Source organism: Actinomadura madurae, from assembly GCF_047130825.1.
Classification (GTDB): Bacteria; Actinomycetota; Actinomycetes; order Streptosporangiales; family Streptosporangiaceae; genus Spirillospora; species Spirillospora madurae.
In genome coordinates this window covers 6637522-6652556 of the sequence record NZ_CP083237.1, presented here as the reverse complement: position 1 = coordinate 6652556, position 15035 = coordinate 6637522, and the positions used below count along the sequence as shown (strand labels likewise).

Sequence of the window (15035 nt, the reverse complement as noted above, 5' to 3'; positions counted from 1 at the left end):
GTCAGGGTGTCACCGGGACGCGGGCGTGGTGGGCGCCGCGCCAGCGTCCCAGCGACACCAGGTCGACCGCCCCGTCGAGGACGCCGCCGGCGGGATCGTCCACGCCGTCCGCCCGGACGGCGTCACCGGACGGGCGCAGGATGTCCCACACCACCAGCGCCGCCATCAGGAGCACGGTGGTGAACCGGGCGAGCAGCGCCAGCGAGTAGACGTCCTGGCTGATGCCGCCCTCCGGCGCGTCCAGGCTCAGCACCGCCGACATCGTCCCGGACAGGTCGGCGCCCGGCGTCTGCCCGGACACCGAGAGCAGGAACCACCAGATGCCGAAGAAGTAGGCGATCTCGCCGAGCTGCCAGACGACGAACGCGGGCAGCTTCGGCCGCGCCAGCACCGCCAGCGGCAGCAGCCACAGCACGTACTGCGGCGACCAGACCTTGTTCGGCAGCATGAACGCGACGAGCACGAGGAACATCAGCTGCGGCACGCGCGGCCGGCGCGGCGCGGTCAGGGCGAGGACGGCGATCCCGGCGGCGAGGACGAGGAACGTTCCCGTCCCGAGGAGGTTGAGCAGGTCGGTGTCGGTCGCGGGCTTCTCCAGCCCGTGGTTCTGGAGGACGAAGAAGATCGAGCCCCAGTCGATGCCGCGTCCCTGGCTGAAGGTGTAGAACTCCTTCCAGCCGTCCCACGCGAAGAGCATCACGGGGAGGTTGGCGGCGAGCCAGCCGGCGGCGGTGCCGGCGAGCATCCGTCCCATGGGGCGCCACTGCCCCGCCCTGACGCACAGCAGCACGAGCGGGCCGAGGAACAGCAGCGGGTAGAACTTCGCCGCGATAGCCAGCCCCAGCAGGCCCCCGGCGAGGGCGGGGCGGCGCGCCGACCACGCGGCCAGCGCCAGCGCCGACAGCGCCACCGCGAGCAGGTCCCAGTTGATGTACGCGGTGAGGAGCAGCGCGGGGGACAGCGCCACCATCAGCCCGGTGCGCAACGAGCGCCGTCCGGCGACGTAGGCGGTGGCGAGGACGGTGACGACCGCGAGGACGGCGAGCAGGAACACGGTGACGTTGAAGAACGCCATCCCGCGCGCGTCCGCGCCGAACGGCCTCACCAGCCACGCGGCCAGCTGCATGAAGCCGCCGCTCAGCACCGGGTACTCGACGTAGCGGATGTCGGAGCCGGTGAACGTGTCGAAGTACGGGATCTTCCCGTCGGCGAGCCCGCGCACGTAGTAGAGCGGATAGATGTCGGTGTAGCAGGCGTTCTCCGTCGTCTTCAGGAAGTCGAACCGCACCGACGCGCACGGCTGTTTCTGCAATCGGCCGAGCAGGCAGACCAGCACGGTGAGGCCCGCCAGCACCGGGACGAGCCGCTTGAACCGGCCGGGCCCCTCCGCCGGGTCGCCGTCGGCGGACATCGCGACCCTTTCCGTAGACGACGACATGGACAGCAAGACTATTGGTCCCGCCCCGGGGGCGATCAACACGGACCGAATCCTTGATCGAAACGGGACGGCCCGGAGCCGTCGCAGGCTCCGGGCCGTCCCGTTCACGCCGCGGCTAGGCGCCGTTCGGTTGCTCGTTCTCGTTCCGGCAGACCGGGTCGTTCCGGTTCTCGGGTTTCGCGCACCACCAGTCCTTGTCGCCGGTGGGAGGAAGGTCCGGGTTGCAGTTGATCGGCATGTTGTACTCGGCCTCCGTGCACGGCCGGCCCTGACCGGGCTGGGGGATCGTCGGCGTGCTCGACGGTCCCGGCTGCGACGACTGGCAGCCCTGGCCCGGCTGCTGGCCCGGCTGCTGGCCCTGCTGCTGCCCCGGCTGGCAGGTCGGCGTGTTGGACGGCGTCGGCGACGGCGACGTGGTCGGCTGCGGCCGCGCCTTCGCCCAGGGGGCGATCTCACCGCCGTTGACCGGCGGCGGGAACTGGGTGATGTCCTTGCCCTCCAGGGCCTTCAGCATGAAGACCTTGAACAGCTCGGCCGGGACCGTACCACCGTAGACCTGGTTGTAGCCGCCGACACCGATCAGCGACTTGCGGTTGCGGTTCTTGTCCTCGCGCCACATGGCCACCGACGTCGACAGCTCCGGCGTGTAGCCGACGAACCAGGCGGACTTGTTCTCGTCCGTCGTACCGGTCTTACCGGCGACCGGACGGGAGCCGAGGCTCGCGCGGGTACCGGTACCGGACTGGACGACCGCCTGCATGGCGGACGTGGCGTCCGCCGCGACGCCCTCGTCGAATGCCTGGGTGACCTTCTTGCCCCAGGGATTCTTGTTCACGACCTTGTGGGTCTTGCTGCTCACGATCGGCTGGCCGTCGCTCCGCCTGATCTCCTCGATGACATGGGCGTCGCGGTGCTTCCCGCCCGCCGCGAAGGTCGAGTAGACCGACGCCATCGTGACCGGGGTGGTGTCGATGACGCCGAGCGGCAGGGACGTGATGTCGTCCTTGAGGCTCGGGGTGTTGGCGGGGATGCCCATCTTCTTGGCCATCTCCACGACGTTGCCCAGCTGCACCTTCTGCCCGAGCTCGACGTACGCCGTGTTGATCGACATCGCCGTCATCTGCTTGAGGTTGTAGATGCCGTTCTCGTGGCGGGCGTCGTTGGTGAAGGTCGCGCCGGCGATGTTCCGCTTGTAGCTGCCGTCCATCGTCGTCTTCAGGCTGATGCCCTGGTCGAGCGCCGTGGCGAGCACGATCGGCTTGAACGACGAACCCGGCTGCACCCGGCCCTGGAAGGAGTTGTCGAACTGCGACTTCTGGTAGTTGGGACCGCCGTAGGCGGCCACCACGCCACCGGTCGCCGGGTTGACCGCGGCGAGCCCGAACTTGATGTCGCTGCCGAGACCGTTGTCCTTCTTGATCTTCGCGACGGCCCGGTTGGTGTACTCCTGCAACCGCTTGTCGAACGTGGTCTTGATCTGCAGGCCGCCCTGGTCCAGCATCCGCTGGTCGATGCCGAGCGCGTTGAGCTCGGCGATCACGCGGTCCTGGAGGTAGCCGACGTTGGGGTCGTCCGGGGCGTCGCTCCAGTCCTCCTGCGTCAGCGGGAACTTCGCCGCCGCGCGCTGGGACGAGTCGAGCCAGCCCTCCTTCACCATCCCGTCGAGGACGTAGTTCCAGCGGTCGACCAGAGCCTTCTTGGCCGGGTGCGACTCCGGGCCGCGCGTGCGGAAGTAGTACGGCTGCTGGATCATCGCGGCGAGCATCGCCGCCTCCGACACGGTGATCTTGTCGACCGGCTTGCGGAAGTAGGCGCGGGACGCCGCCTGGATGCCGTACGAGTGGCGCCCGAACGCGACGGTGTTGAGGTACAGCTCCAGGACTTCGCTCTTCTCCATCTCCTTGCCCATGCGGATGGAGATGAAGATCTCTTTGATCTTGCGGCTGGCCGTGCGGTCCTGGCTGAGGTTCGCCCAGTAGTTCCGGGCCAGCTGCTGGGTGATCGTCGAGGCGCCCGCGACCCCGCCGCCGGTCCCGGCCCGGTACACCGCGCCGACGATGCCGGCCGGCGAGATGCCGGGCTCGTGCCAGAAGCCGCGGTCCTCGGCCGCGAGCACCGCGTCCTGGACGACCTTCGGGATGTTCTTGAGCGGGACGGGCTCGCGGTGGGTGCCGATCCGGGCGAGCGTCGAGCCGTCGCTGTAGGTGATCCTCGACTCCTTCTGGAGCGCGGCCTGCTGCGCCTGCGTCGGGAGCGGGGTGTTGGCGTACGCGACGACGGTGAGCGTGGCCATGCCGAGGATCATCACGCTGATGACGGCGACCACGATCTTCCAGTTCGGGACGTACCGCCGCCAGCCGGTCTTGGCCTCGCCGTCGGCCCGCTTCTTCCTCTTGAGGCCTCTCCGTCCGCCGTCGTCCCCGCCCCAGAAACCGTCGTCCCCGCCGCCGCCACCGCCGCCGGGCCCGCCGGGACCGCCCGGCCCACCGGGGCCTCCAGGGCCGCCGGGGCCGCCGGGGCCGTTGCGCTTGACGGGACGGCCCGCGCCGCCGGAACGCATCGCCGCGGGCGCACCGCGGCGGCGGGCGCCGCCGCCGGGGGCACCGGCCCGCGCGGGGCCGCCGCGCCCGCCCGGCCTGCCGCCGGGGCGCGCCGGCGTGCGGCCGGGGGTCGGCGAGCCCGCCGGCCCGCCGCGCTGCCCGCCCGCGGGCGCACCGGATGAGCCGGGGCGGGGGGCGCCCCTCCGGCCGGGGCTCTCTCCGTAGTCCGGTCCGTATCGGCTTGGGTTACTCACGCGGCCTCATCAACTGGGGGACGGCTGTGCGTCGTCCGAGCGTACTGTGCCCCCGGAGCCGCGGGGGGCGATGAGGCGAGGCTCGCCTCCCCCAGAGCGGACGGACGCACACGGTCATGACCGCTGGCGTGCGGCAATTCACGAAGATGCTTCATGTCACACCCCCAATCTCCACTGGACGGTTCGGCTCGGGAGGGTCCGCCGGTTCATTCCGGCGGTCTCGACAGCAGGGACAGCGGGCGCAGGCTCTCGGTCTCGGCCTCGCGGCCGCCCCGCCTGTTCCGGCAGGCGGGGTCGCCCTGGTGCATCTGGCACCACCACCGCGGCGGCGGGTTGCTCGGCGGCTTGTTCGGGTCGCAGTTGCCGTTCTGGAACGGCGACTGGCAGGGCGGCAGGTTGCCGCCGCCGGGACCGCCGCCCGGACCGCCGCCGTTGCCGCCCTGGCAGCGCGGATCGAACCGGCCGATCGGGCTGTCGCACCACGGCGGCCGCTTGTCCTTCTTCTTCTCCGGCGGCTTCGCCCACTTCTGGACGATCCCGCCCCACACCGGCGGCGGGAACGCCTGGGGCTCCATGCCCTGCACGGCGTTCGCCATGTAGGACCGCCAGATGCGGGCGGGGATCGTGCCGCCCTCCACCTCGCCGATCCCCGGCAGGATCACCGACTTCTTCTTCCCGTCCGGCCCCACCGAGTCGTTGAAGATCGTCACCGCCGTCGAGACCTGCGGGACGTACCCGACGAACCACGACGAGACGTTCCGGTCGGTCGTGCCGGTCTTGCCCGCGGCCTGGCGCCCGTCCGGCAGCGCCGCCGCCGTCGCGGTACCGCCCCGGATGACCTGCTGCATCGCGTACGTCGCGTCCGCGGCGACCTTCGGGCTGAAGACGCGGCGCTTCTCGTAGTTCGGCTTCAGCCGGACCGTCTTGTTGTCGGACGCCTTCACCGTGCGGATCACGTGCGGCTGGTGGTACACGCCGCCGTTGGCGAACACCGCGTACCCCGCCGCCTGCTCGACCGGGCGGATGTTGTTGACGCCGAGCGCCAGGTTCAGGCAGCACGCGTGCGGCTTCAGCAGTTCGGACTCGATGCCGGCGTCGGTCTCGGTCTTGATGACCTCCTCGATGCCCACCTTGCCCATCAGCTGGATGAACGCGGTGTTCACCGAGTCCTGCGTCGCCTTGACCAGATTGATCGCCGGGCCCACGTCATGGCTGTTCGGGACGATCACCGCATTCGGGTCGTCCTTCGACACCACGTTGCCCTCCGGGCCGATCGGTGTCTTCGACCGTCCCTCCACGAGACTCTTCAGGCTGTAGTTCTGCTTCAGCGCCGTCGCGAGGACGTACGGCTTCATCGCCGACCCCGCCTGCGCCGAGCCCTGCCACACGTTGTTGAAGGACTGGTCCAGGTAGTCGGGACCGCCGTAGAACGCGACGACCTCCCCGTTCGCGGTGTTCACCGAGATCAGGCCGACGCGGATCTTCTTCTTCGCCAGCTTCTTCGGGTTCACCTGGGGGACCGTGCGCTCGGCCGCCCGCTTGGCCATCGCCATCTTCTTGCGGTCGAACGTCGTGTAGACGCGCAGGCCCTTGGTCGTCAGCTCCTTGTCGGCGATCTTCAGCCGGCGGAGCTCCTCCTTGGCCCGCATCAGCATGTAGCCGCGCTGGCCGCCGTAGAGCTGGTCGCTGGTGCCGGCCTTACTGATCTTCGGCAGGCGCTGCATGTACTTGGCGGCATCGGCCTGGCTGAGCTTGCCCATCGCGACCATGCCCTTGAGCGTGTACTGGTACCTCGCGGTCGTCCACGCCTGGTTGGCCTTCTCCCCCGGATCCCGGTTCGGGTTCTGGATGATGCCACCGAGCAGGGCGGCCTGGTCCGGCCGGAGCTTCCACACGTCCGTGCCGAAGTACTCGCGCGACGCCGCCTGGATGCCGTAGGTGTCCCGGCCCATGTAGATGGTGTTCAGGTAGAGCTTGAGGATCTCGTCCTTGGAGTGCTCGTCCTCCAGCTTCAGCGAGATGAACAGCTCCTTGAACTTCCGGCTGACGGTCCGGTTGTTCGGGTCGGAGTAGTAGTTCTTCGCGAGCTGCTGGGTGATCGTGGACCCGCCGCCCGACCCGCCGGTCAGGTTGTCCCACACCGCCCGCGTCGTGCCCTTCACCGAGAACCCGGGGTCGGTGCGGAAACTCCGGTTCTCCGCCGCTAGCACCGCGTTCTGGACGTGCGGCGGCACCTTGGCCAGCTCGACGCTCTGCCGCTTCTTGCCGATCCGGCCGATCTCGGTTCCGTCGGTGTAGTAGAAGATCGACGCCTGGTCCTCGACGCCCGCGACCGTCGGCTCCTTGGGCGTCGGCGTGTTCGCGTACGCCACCCAGATCAGCGTGACGAACGCCGCGATGCCGAGCCCGCAGACCCCGGCCACGATCTTCCAGGACGGGATGAACCGCCGCCACCCCGTCTCCCGGGACCGCAGATGCCCGAGGAACCCCTTCTTCCCAGGGGGCCCCTGCGGACCGGGCCCGCCCGGCCCGCCAGGTCCCCCGGGCCCGCCGGGCCCTGCGGGTCCGCCGGGGCCTCCGGGGCCGGTCGACCGGTTGGCCGCGCGCACCCCACCACCGCGGAACTTCGCGGTCACCTTCGAACCGAGGTCCTGCCCGATCTTCCCGAGCTCGCCGAGCTTCTCCTTCACCCCGGGCTTCGGCGCGGGACCGAACCCCGCCGGGGCGCCCATCCCGGGCCCGGCCATACCGCCGCCCGGCGCACCGAACGCCCCGGGCCCGCCTGGCCCGCCTGGCCCGCCTGGCCCACCAGGTCCACCCGGTCCACCCGGTCCGCCCGGTCCGCCCGGTCCGCCCGGAACGCCCCCCATGCCAAGGCCGTTAGGCGTCCCCGAGTTACCCGGCCCGCCGGGCGCGTTGCCCATCCGGGGCCCGTTCGAAGGCACAAGCGCCCCAGAACCGCTGGGGCCAGAGGGAGCGGCCTCACCCGGCCCGACCCGCGGCCCTTGACCGCCAGGCGCACCGCCGCCAGGACCACTCTGAGCACCGAACGGACCACCGAAAGCACCTTGATCAGGCACCCCGCCGGGCGGACCGGCCAGCGGCTCCCGTCCACCCATCGGCCCCGAGTTCCCAGGACCGCCAAGAGCACCTTGGTCACCGCCGCCAAGCGGACCTTGGCCACCCGGGGCACCACCCGCACCCGGACCACCGAATCCGCCCTGTTCAGCCGCGCCACCAGGCGGGGCGCCCAGCGGATCGCCGCTCATCGGGCCGGAGCCACCGGGACCACCCAGCGGACCTTGACCGCCTGCGGCAGGACCGGCGCTCGGACCGCCGAACGCACCCTGATCGGCCACGCCACCGAGCGGGGCGCCTAGCGGATCCTGGCCGCCCATCGGGCCTGAGCCACTCGGGCCGCCGAACCCACCTTGGTCACCGGGGCCACCGAGCGGCCCCTGGCCGCCCGCGGCGTTGCCTGCGCCCGGACCGCCGAACGCACCCTGATCAGCCGGGCCGCCGAGCGGGCCGGCCAGCGGGTCGTGGCCGCCGGCGCTCGGGCCGCCGAGCGGGGGGTCCTGGGGGCCTGGGGTGCCCATCGGGCCCGGGTCGGCGGGCGGGGGCTGCGCCGCGTGGCGGCCCCTGGACGGCGGGGACGGGAGCGCGGGATTGGGCGCGGTGCCGCCGAGCGGCCCCGGCGACGCGGCGGGGCCGGAGGAGCCGGCCATGAAGCCGGGGCTCTCCGACGGGCCGGGCGGGCCGGGGTTCTGGGGCATGCCGGACGGACCCGCCGGGTTCGACCCGGCGGGCTCACGGTGGGCACCCGGAAGGCCGGATTCGCCGGAGTCGCCGGGACGGGGGTTCTGCTGCCCGCCCGGCCTCTGCGACCCGGGTTCCGGTCGGGGCTGGCTTGGATTACTCACGCGACCTCATCAACAGGGGACAACGGGTGTTGCCGAGGGCCGGGGGTGGCTCCCCGGCCTTGTTGCGACTCGTGCGCCGTCCGAAGAGTACTGTGCGGGCTGGTGAGCGGGGGGAGCGCGTGCACGGCGAAGGTACGTTTCGGCCGGTCAACGCCCCCGGAGTAGGCGGATCCTCCTTACTCGTCTCTCGCTCGGGGCTCGGGTCCCCGTTCCTGAGTACGTACGACGTGGCCGATAGCGCCTTGCGCAACTTTGACATATTTCCGCCACATACACCCTGAATTCGCCGCATTCGGGAGGCGGGACCGCGGCCCCGCCGAGCCGCCCCAGGTAGATCGCCACTTGCCAGGAGGGGCCGGGCTACGTATCTTGTCGATGTATCGAGCCGATACATTCGCTCGATACATCGGATCGAGACATCGGCTCTGCGGAAGAGGGACCGGGATGGCTGCCAAGAAGGGCGCGGGCGTGCTGGAGCTCGCCGTGCTCGGGCTGCTGCACGAGTCCCCGATGCACGGCTACGAGCTGCGCAAACGGCTCAATGCCCTGCTGGGCATGTTCCGCGCGTTCTCCTACGGCTCGCTCTACCCGTGCCTCAAGCAGCTGCTCGCCAACGGGCTGATCATGGAGGACCGGCCGGAGGAGCCGAACCCGCCACTGGCACTGCAGAGCCGCCGGTCGAAGATCGTCTACAAGCTCACCGCCGACGGCAAGGAGCGCCTCCAGCAGCTCCTGACCGAGGCCGGTCCGGCGTCGTGGGAGGACGAGGGGTTCGGCGTGCACTTCGCCTTCTTCTCGCACACCCGCGCCGACGTCCGGCTGCGGATCCTCGAAGGCCGGCGCAGCCGGCTGGAGGAGCGCCTGGAGAGCGTCCGCGCCGCCCTGGCGCGAACGCGCGAGCGGGTCGACTCCTACACCCTGGAGCTGCAGAACCACGGGCTGGAGTCGGTGGAGCGCGAGGTCCGGTGGCTCAACGAGCTCATCGGGCGCGAGCGTGCCGAGCAGGAACTGCAAGCACAGTCAGCTAAGCGAATTGATCAGGACATGCCTCGGGACGAGGGCCGCTGAACAACGAGCGGCCCGGCGCCTTCGGGGGCGGGTGAAACACCACATGTTCCGCAACAGAGAAGGAGCAACCGGATGGGTTCGGTGCGCGTAGCCATCGTGGGTGTGGGCAACTGCGCCTCTTCGCTCGTCCAGGGTGTCGAGTTCTACAAGGACGCGGCCCCCGACACGCGAGTCCCCGGCCTGATGCACGTCCAGTTCGGCGACTACCACGTGGGCGACGTCGAGTTCGTGGCGGCGTTCGACGTGGACGCCAAGAAGGTCGGGATGGACCTGTCCGAGGCCATCCACGCCAGCGAGAACAACACCATCAAGTTCGCCGACGTGCCGCCGACCGGGGTGACCGTCCAGCGCGGGCACACGCTCGACGGCCTCGGCGAGTACTACCTGGACATGGTCGAGGAGTCCGACGCCAAGCCGGTCGACGTGGTGCAGGCGCTGAAGGACGCCGAGGTGGACGTCCTGGTGTCGTACCTGCCGGTGGGCTCGGAGGAGGCCGATCGCTTCTACGCCCAGTGCGCGATCGACGCCAAGGTCGCGTTCGTGAACGCGCTGCCGGTGTTCATCGCCAGTGACCCCGAGTGGGCGCAGAAGTTCACCGACGCGGGCGTGCCGATCGTCGGCGACGACATCAAGTCGCAGGTCGGCGCGACGATCACGCACCGCGTCATGGCCCGGCTGTTCGAGGACCGCGGTGTCGAGCTGCTGCGCACGTACCAGCTCAACTTCGGCGGCAACATGGACTTCATGAACATGCTGGAGCGCAAGCGGCTCCAGTCCAAGAAGATCTCCAAGACGCAGTCCGTCACCTCGCAGATCCCGCACGAGATGGCCAAGGCGGACGTGCACATCGGCCCGTCCGACCACGTGCCGTGGCTGGACGACCGCAAGTGGGCGTACGTGCGGCTGGAGGGCAAGTCGTTCGGCGACACGCCCCTCAACCTGGAGTACAAGCTGGAGGTCTGGGACTCCCCGAACTCCGCCGGCGTCATCATCGACGCGGTCCGCGCCGCCAAGATCGCCAAGGACCGCGGCATCGGCGGCCCGATCCTGTCGGCCAGCTCCTACTTCATGAAGTCGCCGCCCGAGCAGTACAACGACGACCAGGCGCACGACGCGGTGGAGAAGTTCATCCGCGGCGACGTGGAGCGCTGAGCCCTGAGAGTCTGATCACAAAGTTCCCAAAGGACGCCCTGGCAGTGGACATCCCACTGTCAGGGCGTCCTTACTTCTGTGAGAAAACGGTGATGTACCGGCCCTTTGTCACGCTCTGGCCCTACTGTGACACCGCCGGTTACTGCGCGCCAGGTGCCGAAGCTTCGAGGTGGGGAACGTGATGGCACGCGAGATGTTCAGGGTGACGGTGGGGCTGGCGGGCCTCGTGATGGGGATCGCCGGGTGCGCGGGAGGGGGTGACGACGCCTCCGCGGACGGCGCCTCCCGCCAGGGCGGCACGCTCCGCGTCATCGGGTCGTCCGACGTCGAGCACCTCGACCCCGCGTCGGTGTCCAGCGTCGGCGCGTACGGGCTGGCGCGCACCTTCGCCCGGACGCTGTTCGGAACGCGCGCGTCCAACGACTTCCAGGAGACGATCCCCGTCCGGCCCGACGTCGCCGTCCGCCTCCCCACGCGCGAGAACGGCGACATCTCCAAGGACCGCCGCACGTACACGGTGCGGCTCCGCGACGGCGTCCAGTGGAACACGAGCCCGCCGCGCCCGGTCACCGCGCCCGACTTCGTCCGCGGCTTCGAACGGCTCTGCAACCCGGCGTCGCCGTCCTCCGGCAAGGGCTACTACCTCTCCACGCTCAAGGGAATGGACGAGTTCTGCCGCGGCTTCGGCTCCGTCGACGCGAAGAACGCCGGGGCGATCGCCGCCTACCAGCGCGACCACGACATCGAGGGCGTCAGCGCCAAGGACGACAGGACGCTCGTGTTCAGGCTGAAGCGTCCCGCCAGCGACTTCCTCAACCTGCTGTCGCTGCCGTTCACCGCCGCCGCGCCCACGGAGTACGACGCGTACGTCCCGGACAGCGCCGAGTTCCGGCAGCACACGATCTCCAACGGCCCGTACCAGATCACCGAGTACCGTCCGGGGCTCTCGTACGTGCTCTCCCTCAACCCGGCCTGGCGGGCGGCGAGCGACCCCCTCCGCGAGCGCCACGTCGCCAAGATCCGGATCACGCTCGGGCAGGACTCGCCGGAGACCGTCCAGCAGCAGATCGAGCAGGGCGTCGCCGACCTCGCGTGGGACCAGCCCGTCCCGACGTCCGCCATCCCGGACCTGCGTGACGACCCGCGCTTCGCGATCAGGGAGACGCCGAACAACAGCCCCTACCTCGTCTTCAACCTGCGCAGCCCCAACAACGGCGGCGCGCTCGGCGACCGGGCCGTCCGGCAGGCCCTGGAGTACGCCATCGACCGCAGCGCCCTCATCAAGATCGTCGGCGGGCCGTCGGTGGCGAAGCCACTGCACACGGTGATCCCGTCCGGCAACGCCGGATACGCCGCCCTGAACCACTACCCGACACCCGGTGAGTCCGGCGACCCGGCCAAATGCCGCGAACTGCTCGGCAAGACGCGGTACTCCGGGCTCGAACTGAAGTTCCCGTACCGGACGAACAGCGTCCACAAGCTGATCGCCCAGTCCATCGCCGAGAACCTCGCCGCCTGCGGGGTCAAGACGGAACTGACCGCCGACTCGGGCGGCTCCTTCTACTCCGGCACCCTCTCCGTCCCCGCCCGCGCCCGCGAAGGCGCCTGGGACATCGCCGCCCCCGGCTGGGTGCCCGACTGGTACGGCAACAACGGCCGCTCCATCGTCCAGCCGCTCTTCGACGGCCGCGCCTACGGGCAGAACTCCACCAACTACGGCGGCTACGACAACCCGCAGGTCAACGCCCTCATCGACGCCGCCCTCACCGCCCCCGACGCCGAACACGCCGCCGGCTACTGGCAGCAGGCCGACCAGAAGATCATGGAAGACGCCGCGATCGTCCCCCTCCTCGACCGCGCCCAGACCCTCTTCCGCTCCTCCCGCGTCCGCAACGCCCGCTACCTCCCTACCACCGCCGCCTACGACTACACGGTGTTGTCTTTGCAGTAAGTGACGGGCGCAGGGCCTAGCGGCCCGGCACCCGTCACTAACTGCCGGCGGGCGGGTTTGGGGGGTTGGGGGAGGACGTAGGGTGATCGGGTGGAAGCGGGTGAGTTGCGGGGGATCTTGCGGCGGGGGCGGGATTTTCGGCGGCTCTACGGCACGCGGCTCGCGTCACAGTTCAGCGATGGCGTCTTCCAGGTGGCGCTGGCCGGGTACGTGTTCTTCTCGCCCGAGCGGCAGACGACGGCCACGAAGGCCGCGGCGGCGTTCGCGGTGACGTTGCTGCCGTACTCGGCTCTCGGGCCGTTCGCGGGCGTGTTCATCGACCGGTGGCAGCGGCGGCAGATCCTCGTGTGGACGCCTGTAGTGCGCGCTGTCTTGGTGCTTCTTGTCGCGGCCCTTGTCGCTGCGGGGCAGGACGGGCTGGGGTTCTTCCTCGGCGTTCTCGTCGTGTTGGGGGTCAACCGGTTCTTTCTCGCGGCGCTGTCCGCTGCGCTGCCGCACGTGGTGCGGCGGGATCAGCTGGTGACGGCGAACGCGTTCACGGTGACGTCCGGGACGGTCATCGCGTTCGCCGGCGCGGGCGTCGGCTACCTGCTGCGGCGGCTGTTCGGGTCCGGGCACGACGGGACGGCGTCCATCCTCGTGGTCGCGGCGGCGTTGTTCCTGCTGGCGGGGGCGACGGCGACGACGCTGCCGAGGCGGCTCCTCGGTCCGCACCCGGCCGAGGACGCCCTGCCGGGGGCGCCGCGGGCGGAGCTGCCCCGGACCGTGGAGGCGCTCGGCGGCGTTTTGTACGGGCTGGCGGACGGGGCGCGGCACATCGCGCGGCGGCCCCAGGCGGCGCTGGCGCTCGGCGCGATCTCATTCCACCGGTTCCTGTACGGCATCGTCCTGATCATGACGCTGCTGCTGTGCCGGAACCACTTCGCCGACGACCCCGACCGAGGGCTGGAGACGTTCGCGCTGATGCTGGGCGTGTCCGGCGCCGGGTACTTCGCGGCGGCGCTGATCACGCCGCCTGTGGTGCGGCGGATCAGCAAGCAGGCGTGGGTGGCGTGGCTGCTCGCCGGGGCGGCGCTGAGCCTGCTCCTTCTGGGGACGCCGTTCGCGGAACGTCCGTGGGCGGCGGGCGCCTTCCTGCTCGGCGTGGTGTCACAGGGCGTGAAGTTGTGCGTCGACACGACGTTGCAGGAGGGGATCGAGGACGCCTACCGGGGCCGGGTGTTCGCCGTCTACGACATGCTGTTCAACGCGACGTTCGCCGCGGCGGCCGCTGCCGCCGCCACCTGGCTGCCCCCGGACGGCCGCGCCACCGTCACCCTCCTCGCGGTGATCGCCGCCTACGCCGCGGGCGCCGTCGCCTACCGGACGGCCGCGTCCCGCATGCGCCGGCCGGCCCACGCCCTGCGCTGACCTCAGAGCGATTCGGCGATCGCGCGGAGCGCGGCGGCGATGTGCAGGACCTCGTCGTCGGTGCAGACGTAGGGCGGCATCGTGTAGATCAGTTTGCCGAAGGGACGGAGCCAGACGCCGTGCGCCATGGCGGTCTCCTGGACGGACGCGACGTCCACCGGCTCCCGCGCCTCCACCACCCCGATCGCACCGAGGATGCGGACATCCGCCACCCCCGGGAACGCGGCGGCGCCGTCGAGTTCGCTGGTCAGGGTCGCCTCGATGGTGTCGACCTCGTCCCGCCAGTCGCGCGAGAGGAGGAGGTCGATGGACGCGGACGCGACGGCGGCGGCCAGCGGGTTGGCCATGTACGTGGGCCCGTGCATGAGGACGCCCGCCTCGCCGGACGTGATGCCGTGCGCCACCCGGTCGGTGCACAGCGTCGCCGCCATGGTCATGTATCCGCCGGTCAGGGCCTTGCCGAGGCACATGATGTCGGGGACGACCTCGGCGTGGTCGCAGCCCCACAGCTCCCCCGTCCGGCCGAACCCGGTGGCGATCTCGTCCAGGATCAACAGCAGGCCGTGCTCGTCGGCGATGTCGCGGAGGGCGCTCAGGTATTCGGGCGCGTAGAAGCGCATGCCGCCGGCGCCCTGGACGATCGGCTCGGCGATGATCCCGGCGAGCTCGCCCGCGTGCTCGGCCGCCAGCCGGGACAGCTCGTCCAGGTACGCCGCGTCGGGGTCGGCCGAGTACCCGAGCGGGGGCTGCGGCGCGAACACGTGCTTGTCGAGGATGTCACTGAACAGGTGGTGCATCCCGTTCACCGGGTCGCAGACGGCCATGTCGCCGAACGTGTCGCCGTGGTACCCGCCCCGGACGGTGAGGAGCCTGCGACGCTCCGGACGCCCCTGCGACCGCCAGTACTGCAGCGCCATCTTGATCGCGACCTCGACGGCCACCGAGCCGGAGTCGGCGAAGAACACCTTGGTCAGCGGCTCCGGGGTGATCTCCAGGAGTTGCTCGGCGAGCCGGACGGCCGGCGGATGCGTGAGCCCGCCGAACATCACGTGCGCCATCTTGCCGAGCTGCCCGGTGACGGCGGCGTTCAGCTTCGGGTGGTTGTAGCCGTGCACGGCCGCCCACCAGGACGACATGCCGTCGATCAGCTCGGTCCCGTCCGCGAGGGTGAGCCGCACCCCGTCCGCCGAGACGACGGGCAGGGCGGGCACCGGCGCGGGCATCGGGGCGTACGGATGCCAGATGTGCTCGCGGTCGAACTCCGCGATCCGCTCGGCCTCGCGGGGGCTCATCCGCCCC

Annotated in this window: 9 protein-coding genes; 5 read left to right on the top strand and 4 right to left on the bottom strand. The window is 70.7% G+C overall.

Going from position 1 to position 15035, the window contains the following annotated elements; all coding sequences use genetic code 11:
- Position 1 precedes the first annotated feature (1 nt).
- From K8Z49_RS30405 to K8Z49_RS30395, 3 genes are all read right to left on the bottom strand, one after another.
- Entirely contained in the window at positions 2-1438 is a 1437-nt protein-coding gene (locus K8Z49_RS30405; RefSeq protein WP_412515823.1) for a glycosyltransferase family 87 protein, read from the bottom strand.
- A 115-nt stretch (positions 1439-1553) separates the two neighbouring features.
- The gene (locus K8Z49_RS30400; RefSeq protein WP_412515822.1) at positions 1554-4232 is read right to left on the bottom strand and encodes a transglycosylase domain-containing protein; all 2679 of its coding nucleotides are present in this window, start codon (positions 4230-4232) and stop codon (positions 1554-1556) included.
- A 206-nt stretch (positions 4233-4438) separates the two neighbouring features.
- Positions 4439-6979 carry a transglycosylase domain-containing protein gene (locus K8Z49_RS30395; RefSeq protein WP_412515821.1) on the bottom strand — a complete coding sequence of 847 codons (2541 nt, stop codon included), beginning with the start codon at positions 6977-6979 and terminating at the stop codon, positions 4439-4441.
- Between the two features lie 321 nt (positions 6980-7300).
- Here K8Z49_RS30395 and K8Z49_RS30390 point away from each other — a divergent pair, with 321 nt between their 5' ends.
- The 5 genes from K8Z49_RS30390 to K8Z49_RS30370 all read left to right on the top strand — a co-directional run bounded on the left by K8Z49_RS30390 (position 7301) and on the right by K8Z49_RS30370 (position 13736).
- Positions 7301-7612 carry a hypothetical protein gene (locus K8Z49_RS30390; protein ID WP_412515820.1) on the top strand — a complete coding sequence of 104 codons (312 nt, stop codon included), beginning with the start codon at positions 7301-7303 and terminating at the stop codon, positions 7610-7612.
- Positions 7613-8599: 987 nt separating this feature from the next.
- Complete coding sequence (locus K8Z49_RS30385) at positions 8600-9223, top strand: helix-turn-helix transcriptional regulator (RefSeq protein WP_412515819.1); 624 nt, start codon at positions 8600-8602, stop codon at positions 9221-9223.
- Positions 9224-9295: 72 nt separating this feature from the next.
- Positions 9296-10375 carry an inositol-3-phosphate synthase gene (locus tag K8Z49_RS30380; protein ID WP_075024952.1) on the top strand — a complete coding sequence of 360 codons (1080 nt, stop codon included), beginning with the start codon at positions 9296-9298 and terminating at the stop codon, positions 10373-10375.
- A gap of 181 nt (positions 10376-10556) precedes the next feature.
- A complete protein-coding gene (locus K8Z49_RS30375; protein WP_412515818.1) occupies positions 10557-12326 on the top strand; it encodes an ABC transporter substrate-binding protein in 1770 nt (589 codons plus the stop codon).
- 90 nt (positions 12327-12416) lie between these two features.
- The gene (locus tag K8Z49_RS30370) at positions 12417-13736 is read left to right on the top strand and encodes an MFS transporter (protein WP_412515817.1); all 1320 of its coding nucleotides are present in this window, start codon (positions 12417-12419) and stop codon (positions 13734-13736) included.
- A 2-nt stretch (positions 13737-13738) separates the two neighbouring features.
- On the opposite strand, the gene K8Z49_RS30365 is transcribed toward K8Z49_RS30370, so the two are convergent.
- Positions 13739-15028 carry an adenosylmethionine--8-amino-7-oxononanoate transaminase gene (locus K8Z49_RS30365; RefSeq protein WP_075024960.1) on the bottom strand — a complete coding sequence of 430 codons (1290 nt, stop codon included), beginning with the start codon at positions 15026-15028 and terminating at the stop codon, positions 13739-13741.
- Positions 15029-15035 lie beyond the last annotated feature (7 nt).